The organism is Brachybacterium sp. (genome assembly GCF_036379615.1).
In the GTDB taxonomy this organism is placed as follows: domain Bacteria; phylum Actinomycetota; class Actinomycetes; order Actinomycetales; family Dermabacteraceae; genus Brachybacterium.
In genome coordinates, this window is the sequence record NZ_DASVGJ010000026.1 from 1 (window position 1) to 14987 (window position 14987).

A 14987-nucleotide genomic window follows, 5' to 3' on the forward strand; every position below is an offset into this window, starting at 1 on the left:
ACTCGCGCTGGATCACCGTGCGATCCGTGGGGTAGTGGTCGCGCTCGGGGTGGAAGTGGCGCGGCTCGATGATCCGGGTGTACGGGGTCTCGGAGTCGGCGTAGTTCATCACCGAGGTGCCCTGGAAGTCGCCGACGTCGAGGTGCTCGGTCTCCAGGTCGATCGTGCGCCAGCCCAGCTCCCCGAGCTCGAAATCGAAGTAGCGGTCCATCGGGCCGGTGTAGACGACGGGGATGTTCCCGCGCACGGCGTCCTTGTTCAGCGGCTGGGTGGTGTCGAAGTAGTCGGTGTTCAGCTGCACCTCGATGTTCGGATGATCTGCCATCCGCTCGAGCCATGCGGTGTAGCCGTCCTTCGGCAGCCCCTCGTAGGTGTCGTTGAAGTAGCGGTTGTTGTACGTGTAGCGCACCGGCAGCCGCGAGATGATCGAGGCGGGCAGGTCCTTGGGATCCGTCTGCCACTGCTTGCCGGTGTAGTTCTTGATGAACGCCTCGTACAGCGGGCGACCGATCAGCGAGATCCCCTTGTCGTTGAGGTTCTCGGGGTCCTTGCCCGCGAACTCCCCCGCCTGCTCCGCGATGAGGGCCCGTGCCTCGTCGGGCGTGTGCGCCGCGCGGAAGAACTGGTTGACGGTGCCGAGGTTGATCGGCATCGGGTACACCTCGCCACGATGGGTCGTGTACACCTTGTGCTGATAGTCGGTGAACTCCGTGAACCGGTTCACGTACTCCCACACGCGCTCGTTCGAGGTGTGGAAGAGGTGGGCGCCGTACTTGTGGACCTCGATGCCGGTCTGCTCATCGGCCTCTGAGTAGGCATTGCCTCCCACGTGCGACCGTCGGTCGATGATGGTGACCTTGGCACCGTGCTCGGCGACCGCGCGCTCGGCGATGGTCAGCCCGAAGAGTCCGGAGCCGACGATGAGGAGATCAGGAGTCGACACAGAGTGTCCTTTCGATGCGTGCGGAGGGTCCGCCGACAGGTGATTTCACAGTATCCACGGCAGGTGAACGCCAGACCAACAGAGCGCGGTGCCAGCAGATGTGTGGCGGAGGTCATGACTGCGCTTCCGGCACACCGCCCCGTTCCACGAAGCGACGGTAGCCGATCCGGCGCACCCACCCCGGAGCCAGGCGGTACCCGGCACGGAGGACCAGGTTGCGCAGGAATCCGCCGGGCGTGTTGAGCCGGTCCAGCAGCATGCGTCGCTGCAGCTGGACATCACTGGTCAGCAGCCGCCATCCCCCGCGCCGGGCGAACAGCTGCTCGTCGACGCGGTAGTCCACGAGCACCTGCGGGAGGTTCCCCATGCGCGCGCCGCCGAGCAGCATGCGCTCCCACAGCCAGTAGTCCTCCAGCAGCGGGAGGTCACGGTACCCGCCCACGGCGAGCGCGACCGAGCGCCGCAGCACGACCGTCGGGTGATGGAAGGGGCTGTGGTGGGGCAGATAGCGGGCGATCGCCTCGTGCTCGAGCGGCCGGGTGCGCAGAGGGCCATCCCCGGGCGGCAACCGGTCGCTGAACTCGCGCATGGAGGAGCCCAGCAGATCCAGTCCTGCGACGTCCATGTGCGGGATCTGCACGGCGAACCGCTCGGGCCGGCAGATGTCGTCCGCATCCGCCCGGGCCACCAGATCGTGAGGACTGGACTCCAAGCCGTCCTGGAGGGCTGGGGCGACACCGCGGTGATCATCGTGGCGCAGCACCATCGCGGGGCCGAACTCCCCGCGCTCGACCCGCTGGACGACCTCCTCGAGCGGCACCGGGAGCGGACCGTCCACGGTGAGGATCAGCAGATCCGGACGGAGCTCCTGCTCCAGGGTGGCCGTGCGCAGCGCGAGCTCCAGCCGATCGGGCTGGTCCCGTCGCCACAGCGGCATGAGCACGCTGAACGGGGCGGGGCCCGTCCCGGCAGGTCCCGCGTCGGCGGTGGAGGCGGGATGCGGTGGCGTCAACGGCCCGCCACCCTCTCGACCGCGCGGATGTCCGCGGCGACCTCGCCGTCGGCCGCGAGGACGGCGGCGGAGGGCCGCGGTCCGCGGCGCAGCGCGGCGAGCACTCCGCGCACCCCCACGCCGAACAGCCCGCTGCGGTGGCGCAGCAGGAGCAGCAGCCATCCCACCGCGGTGCGTCCGCCGTGCAGGACCTTCTCGAGCGGGGTGAAGGAGGTGGTGCGCAGCAGGGCCCAGAGGCGGTTGCGCACGTCGTAGTAGAAACGGGCTCCCGGGCTGGACTGGGCGTTCCCGAAGGTGACGGTCCGGTGCTCGACCACCGACGCCGCCACCTGGAGCCCGCGTCCGTGGCGCAGCAGGCGCCCGGTGTGCTCGAAGTCGTCGGACCAGATGAAGTAGTCGGCCCACGGCAGTCCCAGACGTCGTACGTCCTGACCGTTCAGCAGTGCCGAGACGTAGCTCGCCGTGCGGATCGGGCGGCCGCCCGCCTGGGCGGCGTCTCGCTTCTCCTGGGCGCTCGCCCCCAGACGAGAGCGCTGGGTGTTCATCGGATGGTCGCGGCCGTCCGTCCAGACCGCGCGCGAGCTGAGCACGCTGAGCCGCACGGGGGACGCCTCGAGCGAGTCCAGCAGGGCGCGCAGCGCACCGGGGCGCGGCACGGTGTCGTCGTCCATCACCCAGACCCAGTCGGCCTGGTGCCGCACGAGCGCCCGTGCGATGCCGGCGGCGAAGCCGCCCGCCCCGCCCACGTTGCGGCGCAGGTGCACGACATCCGCGCCCAGCGGGTGCTCGTCGGCGACGACCCCGCTCGCATCGGTCGAGGAGTTGTCGATGACCACCACGGCGTCGGGGCGTCGGTCCTGGGCGGCGAGCCCGTCCAGGCACTCCCGCAGCAGGGTCTCGCGGTTGTAGGTGACCACCACGGCCACCACGCGCTCCGTGAGCGCTCCGGGGTGGGCCGAGCTCGGGGTCGGCGTCCGGTCGCCGGTGGGTGCGGGATGAGTCACTGCGCCTCCTGCTGCTGATCGGTGCCGCACGGGCGGCGCTTCCCCAGTGTACGGAGCACCCTCGGCAGATCCCGGCACCGCCATGACGAGGGTGTGAAGGTTCTCGGGAGGTTCCCTGCAGGGGGACCCGACATGCCGTGCCGCGGCGACGGGCCCGGCGGAGCGAGGGCTACCCTTGCGGACGCCGCGTGCTCGACGAGGGACCCACCCCCGCCCCCACGCGACCCCTGACCCTTGACCTCAGCACCGCCCGCCCTGGGAAGGAGACAGCTGTGAGCGATCTGCCACCGCCCCGCTCCCCGCGCGCCGGAGGTCCCCGCCGTCCTGGCGGCCACCGGGCCCGCGCCGGCGGCAGCGCGCGTCCGGTTCCCGCCTCGGGCTGGCGCGGGGCTCCCCCGGCGGGCCCGGCACCGACCCGTCCCCTGCCGCGGGCACAGAGCGTGGACCCGTCCTCTGCAGCCGACGGCTCCTTCCCGGCGAGCGGCCGCTCCGCGGTCCCGGCGGGAGCGGCGTACGGCGGCGAGGCCGGTGGGACTCCTCCCGGCACCCCACCGCCCGGCGGATCCGCGCCGCCCCGCACCTCGCGGCGCCGCTCGACGGTGCCCCGACCGCTCCGTCTGGGTGCCACGCTGATGGCGCTGGTGCTGGTGCTCGTGCTCGGCTGGGGCGCCGGCCTGCTGCTGTGGTCCGACAGCCGCATCGAACATGTCGACGCTCTCTCGGGGGCGGAGGACACCCCGGGGACCACCTACCTGATCGCCGGCTCGGACCGCCGCGGCGGCGCGGTGGTCGACGATGACGGCACCGAGGGTGCTCGGGCCGACACGATGATGCTCCTGCACAAGGCCCCGGGTGGGAACAGCTACCTGATCTCCCTGCCCCGCGACACCCTCGTGGACGTGCCCGGGTACGGCGGGTACAAGCTCAACGCCGCCTACTCCTTCGGCGGGGCTCCCCTGCTGGTCGAGACGGTCGAGGAGTTCACGGGCCTGACCGTGGACCACTACGTGGAGGTCGGCTTCGACGGGGTCTCGGACGTCGTGGATTCGATCGGGCACGTGAACCTGTGCATCGACCAGGACGTCGATGACGAGAAGTCGGGATTGCTGATGACCGAGGGCTGTCACGACGTGGGCGGCGACCAGGCCCTCGCCTTCGTGCGCGCCCGCTACTTCGACCCGACGGCGGACATCGGCCGCCAGGCCCGCCAGCAGCAGTTCGTCGGCGCCCTGATGGATCGTGCGACCAGCCCCTCGGTGCTGCTGAACCCGGTCACGCAGGTGCGTCTGGCCGGCGCCGGCTCAGGGTCTCTGACCACGAGCGAGGGCACCGGGATCCTCGACGTGGGCCGGATGGCCCTGACAGCGCGCAGTGCCATGAACTCCGGGGGCACCCTCTCCATCCCGATCGCGGATCCGGAGTTCCAGACCAACAACTCCGGCGTCGCGATCCTCACGGATGACGAGGACATCGCCGCGTTCTTCGCGTCGGTCGGTGACGGCTCCGCGGAGCCCGTGCAGGAGTGAGCACGCGGGCTGTCCGGCAGTGATGCTGAGGCCCTCCCGGGAGTGCCTGCTCAGCGGAAGAGCATGTCGATGACGATGTTCACCGAGTTCAGGACCGGCTGTCCCTTCGCTCGCGAGTAGTCGGTGTAGAGGATGTGCACCGGGTGCTCGGCGACCGTGAAGCCGTGCCGGCCGATCTCCTCCACGATCTCGGAGGCGTGCGCCATCCGGTTCTGCTCGATGGCCATCGTCGCGCACACCTCCCGCCCCAGCACACGCAGCCCGTTGTGGGCATCGGTGAGGCGCACCCCGGTGGTGAGGTTCGTGTACCAGATGGCGCCGCGCAGCACGATCCGCTTGAACAGGCCGGGTCTGGTGCGGGAGTCCAGGAAGCGGGAGCCCAGCACGATGTCGACGCCCTCCGCGTGCCGCTTGGCGATCATCGCCGCGGCGTCGTCCACCTGGTGCTGGCCGTCGGAGTCGAAGGTGACGACCTGCTCCATGTGAGGGTCGCGGAGCGCGTAGTCGATACCGGTCTTCAGCGCCGCGCCCTGGCCCATGTTGTAGGGGTGGCGCACCACGGCGGCCCCGGCCTCCGCCGCGATCCGTCCGGAGTCGTCCGCGCTGCCGTCATCGACGCAGACGACCAGAGGGTAGCGGGTGCGCAGGTCACGGATGACGTCGCCGACGACCTGGCCCTCGTTGAACAGCGGGACCACGAACCAGGTGGTGTCGGCACCGGGTGAGGCGGGCGCGGCGGGCTCGTCGTTCGCTGCGTCGGACGTGCTCACGGATTCTCCTTCAGGACTGCCGGGCGGAGGTGAGGACGCCGACGGCGGGACGGCGCGGGGTGCAGGCTCCGGAACCGTCGATGAGGCTACCCTGTCACGGTGGGCCGCCCCTGGTGGTCATCGACGCGCATGCGGCACCTGCGGGGTGCCCCGAGGAGGATCACCGTGAAGACTGCTGTTGTCGCTCTGGGGAAGATCGGGCTGCCGCTGGCGGTGCAGTTCGCCGATGCCGGCCACGAGGTGGTCGGCGTGGATGTGAACCCGCGCCAGGTGGAGCTGATCAACCAGGCGATCGAGCCGTTCCCCGGCGAGGCGCATCTGCAGGAGAAGCTCTCCGAGCTGGTCCCGGCCGGGCGGCTGCGCGCGACCACGGACTATGCCGAGGCGATCCCGGGCGCGGATGCGGTGGTGATCGTGGTGCCGCTGTTCGTGAACGACGCGACGTGGGAGCCGGACTTCGCGTGGATGGACGCCGCGACCCGTTCCCTGGCCGAGCACCTCACCCCCGACACCCTGGTCTCCTACGAGACGACCCTGCCGGTGGGGACGCTGCGCACCCGGTTCGTGCCGATGATCGAGCAGATCTCGGGGCTGACGGAGTCGGAGGACTTCTTCGCGGTGTTCTCGCCGGAGCGGGTGCTGACCGGTCGCGTGTTCGAGGACCTGCGGAAGTATCCCAAGCTGATCGGTGCTCTGACGCCTGCGGGCACGCAGCGGGCGCGGGAGTTCTACGAGTCCGCTCTCAGCTTCGATGAGCGGCCCGATCTGCCGCGCCCCAACGGGGTGTGGGATCTGGGCTCGCCCGAGGCGTCGGAGCTGGCGAAGCTGGCGGAGACCACGTACCGGGATGTGAACATCGGACTCGCCAACGAGTTCGCGCTGTTCGCGCAGGACAACGGCATCGACGTGTACAAGGTCATCGAAGCCAGCAACTCCCAGCCCTATTCCCACATCCATCAGCCCGGGATCGCGGTGGGCGGGCATTGCATCCCCGTCTATCCGCGGCTGTATCTCTCGACCGATCAGCAGGCCGAGACGGTCCGCACGGCGCGGACGCTGAACGCGTCGGTCCCGGCGAAGCTCGTGGACCGGGCCGCGAACCTGCTCGGCTCCCTGCAGGGCGTGAAGGCCGTGGTCCTCGGCGCCTCGTATCGGACCGGGGTGAAGGAGACCGCGTTCTCCGGCGTGTTCCCCGTGGTGGAGGCGCTGCGGGCGCAGGGTGCGGAGGTCGCCGTGCATGACACGTACTACGACGATGCCGAGATCGAGGGCTTCGGCTGGGCGCCGTACCACCTGGGCGAGCCGGCGGAGCTGGTGATCGTCCAGACCAACCATCCCGAGTACGCCGAGCTCGGCAGCAACGATGTGCCCGGGGTGACGCTGGTCGTGGACGGACGGAACATCACCACCGCGGAGAACTGGACGGGCACGCCCCGCCTCGTCCTCGGAGACGGCTCCACCTCCACCCACCAGCAGGCGCAGGAGGGCTGAGCCGATGGGTGAGCAGGAGCTGATCCTCGGTCTGGGCCCCACCCTCGTCGGGAACCGCACGTTTATCATCCAGCTGCTGCTGGTGGCCGGGATCGTGGCGATCGTCGCCTGGCTCTTCATCACGCGCGGTGCGAAGCAGCTCGCAGTGCGTCGGCTGCTGGTCATCGCGTTCGCCGTCTTCGCCGTGTTCACGGTCCTCTTCCCCGGCTCGCTGAGCAGGATCGCGAACCTGGTCGGCGTGGGGCGTGGCGCGGATCTGCTGCTCTACATGACGGTCCTCGTGCTGCTCGGCTTCCTCGCCCTGCAGGAGGCGCGCACCAAGGCCGCCGAGAAGCGCACGACCTACCTCGCGAGACGGCTGGCCCTGGACGAGGCGGAGCAGCCTGCACAGTTCCGTGAGCGAGAGCTGCCCCGGAACGGATGATGGGCACCTGGCTCACCTTCGTCCTCGCGGCGCTGCTCGCCCTGCTCGTCGTCCACCTCCCCACCGCGGCGGCTCTGCGTGTTCTCGGCAGCGGTCGGGGGCCCGCCCTGCTGCTGGCTCCCCCTCTGGCGGCCGCAGTGGCCGGCACCGGCGCCATCGGCGCGGAGATGGCGGGACTGCCGTGGCATCTGGGCACCTTCCTGGGCTGCGCGGTGATGCTGCTCGCAGCGGCCTGGCTGCTCGCCCGGTGCGGGGTCCGGCTGCCCGCGATCTCCCTCCGGGCTCCCGCCGTGCGCCGCGCCGGCGATCCCCCGCACCGCGACACCGGCCCCCTGCTCAGCGACCTCGACCCCCCGCGCGGCGACGCCGCACAGGTGGCACGGTGGGGGCCCTGGGCCGTGGGGCTCGCGCTCGCCGTCGCCCTCGCTCCGATCCTGGTGGCGATGCGACGGCCCGATGCCGTGCTCGAGCGCTGGGACACCCTCTACCACCTCAGCGCCCTCGCCCGGATCCGCGCCACCGGTGACGGCTCCTCCCGCACGCTGGGGATCCTCTCGAACACGGTGGGCGAACCCGTGTTCTACCCGGCCGCATTCCACGACCTGGCGGCGCTGATGCCGGCGGGCTCGATCCCAGCGATCCTCAACGGCACCACCCTGGCCCTCGCCGTGGTGCCCTGGGTGCTGGGCACGGCGGCCCTGGCCCATGTGCTGTGGCCCGGAGTGCGGTGGGCGGGTGCTGCGGGGGCGCTCGGTGCCGCGCTGGCGCCGGCGGCGCCCCTGAACGAATGGATCCACCTCTCCCCCATCCCGAACCTCACGGGGATGGCGATGATCCCGGGGACGCTGACCGGCCTGCTGCTGATGTGGCGCGTCGTGCTCGCCGGCGACGCCACGCGCCGTCAGCTGCTGGCCGTCGTGGGGGTGCTGATGGCGGTGCTGCTCGGACTCGCGCTGCTGCAGCCCAACGTCGCCGTCACGCTGCTCATCCTGCTCTGCGTGCTGACGGCCGTCACCGGGGCCCCGCACTGGCGGTCACGGCCGCTGCTCGCAGCCGTCCCGGTGCTGGCCCTGCTGCCCCCCGCGGCCCTCACCTGGACCCCTCTGGGTGCCACGGTCACGAACTTCTCCGGCGGTCTCGTGGTGCCGTGGTGGACCGCCCTGGGCGAGATCGTGCTGGGGCTGTGGACCGTCTGGCCGATGGCGCTCGGGGTGGCGATGGCTGCTCTCTGGTGGCCCGGGCTGGTGCGCACCGTCCGCACCCCGCAGCGATGGGTGGCGATCGCCTGGGTGGTCCTGGCCGTGCTCTACCTCGATGCCGGGGTCGACTCCGCGCTGGACCTCTCCGTGCTCTTCTATCGCGGTCAGGACCGCCTGGCGATGCCGCTCGCCCTGCTGAGCGTGCTGCTGATCGTCCCCGGGCTGCAGCTGCTGGTGCGGGCCGTGCGCTCCTCACGGTGGGGTCTCCGCCCGGTCACCGCCGTCCTGGTCGCGGCCGCTGTGCTGATGGCCGGCACCTCGGTGCCGGTGCGGTACGAGAACGCGTCGAAGAACCTCGCCGCCGACTATCCCGGTCGCGGCCGATTCCTGCAGCCGGACGAGCAGGAGGCCTTCGCCGCGGTCGCCGAGCAGATGGATCACCGCTATGTGCTGCTGGCCAGCCCGTTCTCCGGTGCCTCGCACATGTACGCCCTGCACGGCATGAATGTGCGCTTCCCGGTGGCGGGGATGTCCTTCAAGGGCACCGACGAGGAGGTGGTCGCCGCAGTGCCGGAGGCGGCGACCTCGCCCGAGGCCTGCCAGGTGCTCCGTTCGGCGCACGTGAAGTACATCTATCAGGAGCGGTCCCCCTATCAGTGGGACACCCGCTACTCCCCGATCGAGATGGCCGACGCTGACCTGGGAACGGTGCTGTTCGAGACCCCGCACTCGCGGCTCATCGAGGTCGACTGCGAGGTCGACTGAGGCGACGCCACCGGGCCGGGCGCCACCAGGACAGCCGATACCGGAACGGTCGACACCGGAGCAGAGGACTGCCCCGGGGCGCGGATCTCGACCCGCTCACTCGGGGATGAGGTCCTCCAGGATCGCCGCGGCTCCCTGCGCGGCGCACCCGGCGAGCGAGGCGTTCTCCAGCGTCCACTGCCGGAGGGCGCCGGCTGCGGGCCGGTTCTCTCCGCGCAGCGCCTCGTCCATCGCCTCGGCGACCCGTTGAGCGTCGTAGTCGCACGCCCAGCCCAGGTCATTGGCTCGGATGCGCTCGTGCGCCGCGCCCTGACCGGCATGGATCACCGGGGTTCCGGTCGCGGTGGCCGCATAGATCTTCGTGGGCAGGGCGAACTCGTAGCCCTGACCGGGCGTGATCGAGGAGAGCCCGGCGACCGCTCCGCGCAGGTGCGCCGCGACGTCGGCGGCCGGGATCTTGTCCCGGAACTCGATGCCCTCGATGCCCTCGGCACGCATCCGGGCCTCGAGCGCCTCGCGCCCGGACCCCTCGGAGAAGAACAGCAGGCGAGCCTGCGGATGTCGGGCCCGCACGGCAGCGAACGCCTCGACGAACACCTCCGCTCCCTGCCATTCGGACACGGTGCCCGCGTAGACGAAGTAGGGCCCCTGCTCGCCGCCGTCCGTGCCCACATCGGTGAACGTCTCGGTGTCGATGCCGTTGCCCACCATCACCAGGGAGTCCCGCCGACCGATCAGCTCCTCCAGCCGATGCTGCACTCCAGGTGAGATGGTCAGCACCTGCGCGGCGCGGGTCCAGACGGTGGTCTCCGCCCGGCGCACCGCCCGGCGCACCCAGGGAGGAACGCCCTCGACGCTGTCGGTCGCATCGGACCATACGTCCGCGGCGTAGAAGGTGTACGGCACGCGCCGCAGCGCGGCGGCGATCATCCCGACCAGTCCCGTGGTGGGCGGCGGCTCGATCACCAGGGCGTCCATCGGTCGCTGGAGCATCAGGCGCAGCGCGAGCGGGAGGTCGAAGCTGAGGTACGAGGCGTAGCCGCGCACCTGCCCCTGGGAGTCGCGCTTGACCGGCCAGCGGGAGACGCGGCGCTGCCGGGAGCGGACGGTCCCGGCCCCGGGGACCTTCGTGGTCAGCACCGTCACCTTGGCGCCCGCGCGCTCGAGCGCCATGACCAGCGCCTCCAGGCGGAAGGCCGCGGCGACCGGCTCCGGGGCGTACAGGCGGGTGGCGAGCACGACGTGCGGCGGACGCGTCGCGCCTCTCCGGCGCGGGGTCCGGGAGGACGAGGCGGCGCGCATCAGGCGCGCTCGCGGAGGGCGTCGACGCTGCGGAGCGCGGCGTTCCCGTCGCCGTAGTGGGCGGGGCGGTCCGCGGTGGGGCGGGGGCGGGTGACGGCGGCGGTGAGGTCGGCCGGGTCGATGACGAGGCGGTTCCAGTCGTTCTCGAGGGTCTCGACCCATTCGGTCTCGGTGCGGAGCGTGGAGCACGGCGTGCCCAGCAGGTAGGCCTCCTTCTGCAGGCCGCCGGAGTCGGTGACGACCGCTGCCGCGTGCTGGACGGCGCCCACGAGCTCGGGGTAGGCGACGGGCTCGCCGACGTGGACCGCGCCGCCGGCCAGGGTGATCCCGGCGTCCTTCGCCTTGGCGACCAGGCGGGGATGGGCGAACAGGGCCAGCGGCATCTCGAGTGCCTGGAGCGAGGTGATGATCCCGCGGAGCGTGTCGGGATCGTCGGTGTTGTCGGCGCGGTGGATGGTCGCCACGGCGTACGCACCGGTGGGGTCGATGCCGTCCGGGAGGGTGACGGGGGTGTCCTGGACGGAGGCGGCCACGCGCAGGCACACGTCGGTCATCACGTCACCGGTGACCAGGGTCCGCTCGGCCAGGCCCTCGGCCGTGAGGTGGCCGCGGGCGACCTCGGTGGGGGCCAGGAGCAGGTCGGCGGCGTGGTCGGTGACCACGCGGTTGTGCTCCTCGGGCATGCGGCGGTTGAAGGAGCGGAGCCCGGCTTCGAGGTGGGCGACCTTGAGGTGCATCTTCACCGCGGACAGGGTGCCGGCGAGGGTGGAGTTGGTGTCGCCGTAGACGAGGGTCCAGTCGGGGCGGTGCTCCTCGAGGACCTCGTCCATCCCGGCGAGCATCGCGCCGGTCTGGCGGCCGTGGGAGCCGGAGCCGACGGAGAGGTTCACGTCCGGGGCGGGGATGCGGAGGTCGGCGAAGAAGACATCGCTCATCGCGGCGTCGTAGTGCTGGCCGGTGTGGACGATGACGTGCTCGACGTCCTCCCGCTGCGCGGCGGCGTCCGCGATCGCGGCGAGCTTGACGAACTGCGGGCGCGCGCCCACGACGGACAGGATCTTCATGCGGGTCTTCTCCTCCACGGGGGCCACGGCTCTCCCGCAGTGTACGGAGACCCGGAACGCCCCGGCGCTCCGGCGCGCGCTCCCCGCCCGCGCTCCCACCCGGCGGGCTCCCGTACCCGGCGGGCTCGTATAGTGGGCGCCGTGCCTGCACCGTCCCTGCTCGTGATCAGCCTCTCCCCCATCCATCGTGATGCGAGGGTGCTCCGCCAGCTCTCGGTGGTTGCCGAGTTCGGGCGTGTCACGACGGTCGGGTACGGGCCCGCCCCCGAGGGCTCCGACGAGCACATCGAGGTCCCGGAGGGGCTGAGCACCCTCCCGCAGACCCCGCTGGGGGTGCTGCAGCTCGGCCTGCGGCGGCTGCGGGCGGCGGAGCTCTCCGCCCCGGCCGTGCGCTGGGTGCTCGAGGCCCTTTCCGGCCGACGGTTCGATGTCGTCGTCGCGAACGAGGCCCGCATCCTGGCCCTCGCCGACCGGATCGCGGACGGCGCACCGATCTGGGCCGACATGCACGAGTGGGCGCCCGAGGAGCGCACCCACATCCTGTCGTGGCGGCTGCTGGTGGCGCCGCTGATGGACCACCTCTGCCGCGAGTACCTCCCCCGATGCGCGGCGGTCACCACGGTGGGTGACCGGATCGGCGAGCTCTACCGCAGCCGCTACGGCGTCGAGGCGCGCACGATGCGCAACTCCTCCCCGTACCGCGACCTGCCCGTCGGCGAGGTGGCCGAGGAGGCGGTGCGCCTGGTCCACTCCGGTGCGGCCGTCCAGGGCCGGAACCTCGAGCTGACCATCGACGTCGTCAGCGCACTGCCGGAGCGCTTCAGCCTGGACCTCTACCTGGTCCCGGCCAACGACGGCGGGAAGTACCTCGACAGCCTCATGGAGCGCGCCCCGGCCGACGGGCGGATCCGCTTCCTGGCGCCGGTGCCGCCGATGTCGCTCCCGGACACCCTGAACGCCTACGACCTCGGCGTCTTCTGGCTGCCGCCGGTGCACACCAACGGTCGCCTGACCCTGCCCAACAAGTACTTCGACTACGTCCAGGCACGGCTCGGGATCGCCGTGGGACCGTCCCCGGAGATGGCCGACCTCACCGTGCGGCACGGGCTGGGCGTGGTGGCCGAGGACTTCCAGCAGGAGACGCTCACCGCCTCGTTGCGCGACATCACGACGGAGGACGTCCGGGGCTGGAAGCAGCACGCCCGGCAGGCCGCGCGCGAGCTCTCGTTCGAGGCCGACGCGCAGGTGGCCCGCGACATCCTGGGGACGCTCCTCACAGCCTGAGCCCTGCTCGTCCGTCCCGGTCCCCCGTCCGCACGGTCCCTAGTCGTCGGTGCCCTCGGTGCCGTCGGGGCTGTCGGTGCCGCCGGTGATCGGGGTGCCGCGCCAGTCCTGGTCCCACCAGTCCTCGCGGGGCTCGATCTCCCCGCAGGCGTCGATGCGCCACAGGGTCGCCTCCCCGGCCGAGGCCACCTCGGTGAACCCGGTGGAGGTGTCGACCCCGTACAGCCCCGGCAGCCCCCCGTCCCGCAGCTCGCCCTCGTACCGCATCGGGTCGTCCTCGTAGTAGTACATGATCCCGTAGTGGCGCAGGACCTCGCACACCTGGGGATCCTCGTGGATGTCCGCGAAGTGCTCGCCGAGGAAGTTCCCGTCCTGGTCCAGGGAGCGCGTCGTGACCTGGGTGAAGACCGAGTCCACATCGCTGAGGGCGGGCGCGTAGCCGATCCCGCTGAGGGAGTCCCCGAGCACCACGGCCCCCTCCGGGACCAGCTCGTCGAGGTCCTCGAGCAGCGCGAGCTCCTCCGGCGAGCCGAGGATCGCCCGCTCCCCGACCGCCGGGGCCGCCGGGGCGTAGGCGGACTGCCAGGACAGGAACGTGCCCAGCCCGAGATGCGCGATCAGGAACAGCACGACCCCGCCCCGCAGGAGTGGGCTGCCCGCGAGGCGCTGCAGCGGGCGCAGCGGGGACGGCCAGGTCACCGCGTCCTCGTCGTCCCCGTCCCCGGCACGCGTCCACAGCAGCGACAGCGCCGTCGGCAGCAGCAGCGCGAGGAACACGATCTGGATCGCGAACAGTCGGTAGACGTCGGAGTACCAAATTCCCGAGATGCTCGAGAGGACCGGAATCGGGAAGTAGACCCCGAGGATCAGCAGGGTCTGCATCAGCCATGCCGCGAGCACCCAGCGCGAGCGGCGGGTGCAGGTGGCCACCGCGATGCCGAGCACGGTGACGCTCCCGTAGAACAGTGCCAGCAGCGTGAGCACGAGCGGGTCCGGAGTCGTCGGCCAGAGCATCAGCGTGCTGGTCAGCCGCGGGAGGAAGCCGCTCCACTCCCCGATCACCGGCCGGGACATCGCCGCCTGCACCTGGGGGTGGGAGAGCACGACGACGAGCACGCCGGTCGCGAGCGCGCTCGACAGCAGCGCGGCCACCACGAAGCGGGTCCGTGGCCATATCCTCCACAGTCGTCGCACCAGCCTCACCGCCATCACCACGACGCCCGGGGCGCACACCCACAGCGCGGTGAAGAGGAAGGTGGGGTGGGCGAGCATCAGCCCCGCCATCGCGGCGAGCAGGAGGAGGATGCTGCCGGTGTAGCGCACCCAGTTCCGGGCCAGTCGGCCGCGTGCGAGGTCGAACACCATGGCGGCGCCCATCGCGAGCACGCCGGGGAAGAGCGCCAGGGCCAGGGCGTTGGGCCAGAAGCTCTTGCCCACGGACATGTAGTCGGGGAAGGCCACGAAGCCGGCGGCGACCAGCGGGGTCAGCACGATCATCAGCCGACGGCGCGGGAAGACCTCCGCCCCGAGGGACGCCATTCCCAGCAGGAAGATCACGGGGGTGACGAGGTAGCTGAGGACATGGGCCGTCTCCACGACCGTCCCGGGGGCGGCGACCAGGGAGGCGATCGCATGCCAGACGGCGGGATAGGTCACCTCGAGCACGCGCAGGCCGTAGTTCCAGTTCATCGCCCCGAACATCGAGGCGTTCCCGGTGTTCATCACGGCGTTGACGCCGTTGTAGTGGAACATCGGGTCCGTGAGCGCGCTGGGCACGTACGGGTCGACGACCAGGAGCACCGGGATCCAATGCAGCAGCACCGCCACCAGCACGGCGGCGGCCGCGACCGCCCGACGTCGAGGGGTCCACAGCGGACCGGACACCTGCCCCCCGAGCGCGCGGCCCGCCTGGCCGTTGCGGTGCAGGACCCTCCGGTACACCACCACCAGGGCTGCGGCGGCGCCGAGCACGGCGAGGAACGACCAGATCCCCCACGGGATGCGCAGGAGGTCCAGGGCGATGCCGCCCACCCCCACCAGCCCGCAGGTGACGGCCGGGGCGACCCCGAGCGCGAGGCTCCAGCGGACGTCCGCCAGCCGCAGGAGGAGCATGCCGGGCAGATAGAGGATCGCGAGCAGGGCGAGCAGGAGCGGAGCGGTCGTCATCCAGGCCTGGAGGTGCTCCATGCACTGCCCTCCCATG

Annotated in this window: 12 protein-coding genes; 5 read left to right on the forward strand and 7 right to left on the reverse strand. The window is 71.5% G+C overall.

What is annotated here, in order from left to right:
- The 3 genes from VF289_RS04665 to VF289_RS04675 form a co-directional block, all read right to left on the reverse strand.
- Window positions 1-943, reverse strand: a 943-nt coding sequence (locus tag VF289_RS04665) for a UDP-galactopyranose/dTDP-fucopyranose mutase family protein (RefSeq protein WP_330881588.1), incomplete at its 3' end; no start/stop codon positions are given.
- A 112-nt stretch (window positions 944-1055) separates the two neighbouring features.
- Window positions 1056-1955: a glycosyltransferase gene (locus VF289_RS04670; protein ID WP_330881590.1), complete on the reverse strand. Its 900-nt coding sequence runs from the start codon at window positions 1953-1955 to the stop codon at window positions 1056-1058.
- Window positions 1952-2959: a glycosyltransferase gene (locus VF289_RS04675; RefSeq protein ID WP_330881592.1), complete on the reverse strand. Its 1008-nt coding sequence runs from the start codon at window positions 2957-2959 to the stop codon at window positions 1952-1954. Before VF289_RS04675 ends, VF289_RS04670 begins: the two co-directional genes overlap by 4 nt.
- A 272-nt stretch (window positions 2960-3231) precedes the next feature.
- Here VF289_RS04675 and VF289_RS04680 point away from each other — a divergent pair, with 272 nt between their 5' ends.
- The gene (locus VF289_RS04680; protein WP_330881594.1) at window positions 3232-4485 is read left to right on the forward strand and encodes an LCP family protein; all 1254 of its coding nucleotides are present in this window, start codon (window positions 3232-3234) and stop codon (window positions 4483-4485) included.
- A gap of 50 nt (window positions 4486-4535) precedes the next feature.
- On the opposite strand, the gene VF289_RS04685 is transcribed toward VF289_RS04680, so the two are convergent.
- The gene (locus VF289_RS04685) at window positions 4536-5255 is read right to left on the reverse strand and encodes a glycosyltransferase family 2 protein (protein ID WP_330881596.1); all 720 of its coding nucleotides are present in this window, start codon (window positions 5253-5255) and stop codon (window positions 4536-4538) included.
- A gap of 165 nt (window positions 5256-5420) precedes the next feature.
- On the opposite strand from VF289_RS04685, the gene VF289_RS04690 reads away from it, so the two are divergent.
- The 3 genes from VF289_RS04690 to VF289_RS04700 are packed head-to-tail and all read left to right on the forward strand — an operon-like array spanning window position 5421 to window position 9134.
- The gene (locus VF289_RS04690) at window positions 5421-6746 is read left to right on the forward strand and encodes a nucleotide sugar dehydrogenase (protein WP_330881598.1); all 1326 of its coding nucleotides are present in this window, start codon (window positions 5421-5423) and stop codon (window positions 6744-6746) included.
- Window positions 6747-6750: 4 nt separating this feature from the next.
- Window positions 6751-7170: a DUF2304 domain-containing protein gene (locus tag VF289_RS04695; protein ID WP_330881600.1), complete on the forward strand. Its 420-nt coding sequence runs from the start codon at window positions 6751-6753 to the stop codon at window positions 7168-7170.
- The gene (locus VF289_RS04700) at window positions 7170-9134 is read left to right on the forward strand and encodes a DUF6541 family protein (RefSeq protein ID WP_330881602.1); all 1965 of its coding nucleotides are present in this window, start codon (window positions 7170-7172) and stop codon (window positions 9132-9134) included. The genes VF289_RS04695 and VF289_RS04700 overlap by 1 nt, the downstream gene beginning before the upstream one ends.
- A gap of 96 nt (window positions 9135-9230) precedes the next feature.
- On the opposite strand, the gene VF289_RS04705 is transcribed toward VF289_RS04700, so the two are convergent.
- Window positions 9231-10373 (reverse strand): glycosyltransferase, encoded by a 1143-nt coding sequence (locus VF289_RS04705; protein ID WP_330881604.1) that lies wholly within the window; start codon window positions 10371-10373, stop codon window positions 9231-9233.
- A gap of 62 nt (window positions 10374-10435) precedes the next feature.
- Entirely contained in the window at window positions 10436-11500 is a 1065-nt protein-coding gene (gene wecB, locus VF289_RS04710; RefSeq protein ID WP_330881606.1) for a non-hydrolyzing UDP-N-acetylglucosamine 2-epimerase, read from the reverse strand.
- A gap of 141 nt (window positions 11501-11641) precedes the next feature.
- Between wecB and VF289_RS04715 the strand changes: the two genes are divergently transcribed.
- A complete protein-coding gene (locus VF289_RS04715) occupies window positions 11642-12784 on the forward strand; it encodes a hypothetical protein (protein WP_330881608.1) in 1143 nt (380 codons plus the stop codon).
- 39 nt (window positions 12785-12823) lie between these two features.
- Here VF289_RS04715 and VF289_RS04720 read toward each other — a convergent pair whose 3' ends face one another.
- Window positions 12824-14971 carry a DUF6541 family protein gene (locus tag VF289_RS04720; RefSeq protein WP_330881610.1) on the reverse strand — a complete coding sequence of 716 codons (2148 nt, stop codon included), beginning with the start codon at window positions 14969-14971 and terminating at the stop codon, window positions 12824-12826.
- Between the last annotated feature and the right edge of the window lie 16 nt (window positions 14972-14987).

Coding starts and splice junctions, on each gene's coding strand:
- VF289_RS04695 (WP_330881600.1), top strand. CDS start 6,751: ATGGGTGAGCAGGAGCTGATCCTCGGTCTGGGCCCCACCCTCGTCGGG.
- VF289_RS04700 (WP_330881602.1), top strand. CDS start 7,170: ATGGGCACCTGGCTCACCTTCGTCCTCGCGGCGCTGCTCGCCCTGCTC.
- wecB (WP_330881606.1), bottom strand. CDS start 11,500: ATGAAGATCCTGTCCGTCGTGGGCGCGCGCCCGCAGTTCGTCAAGCTC.
- VF289_RS04720 (WP_330881610.1), bottom strand. CDS start 14,971: ATGGAGCACCTCCAGGCCTGGATGACGACCGCTCCGCTCCTGCTCGCC.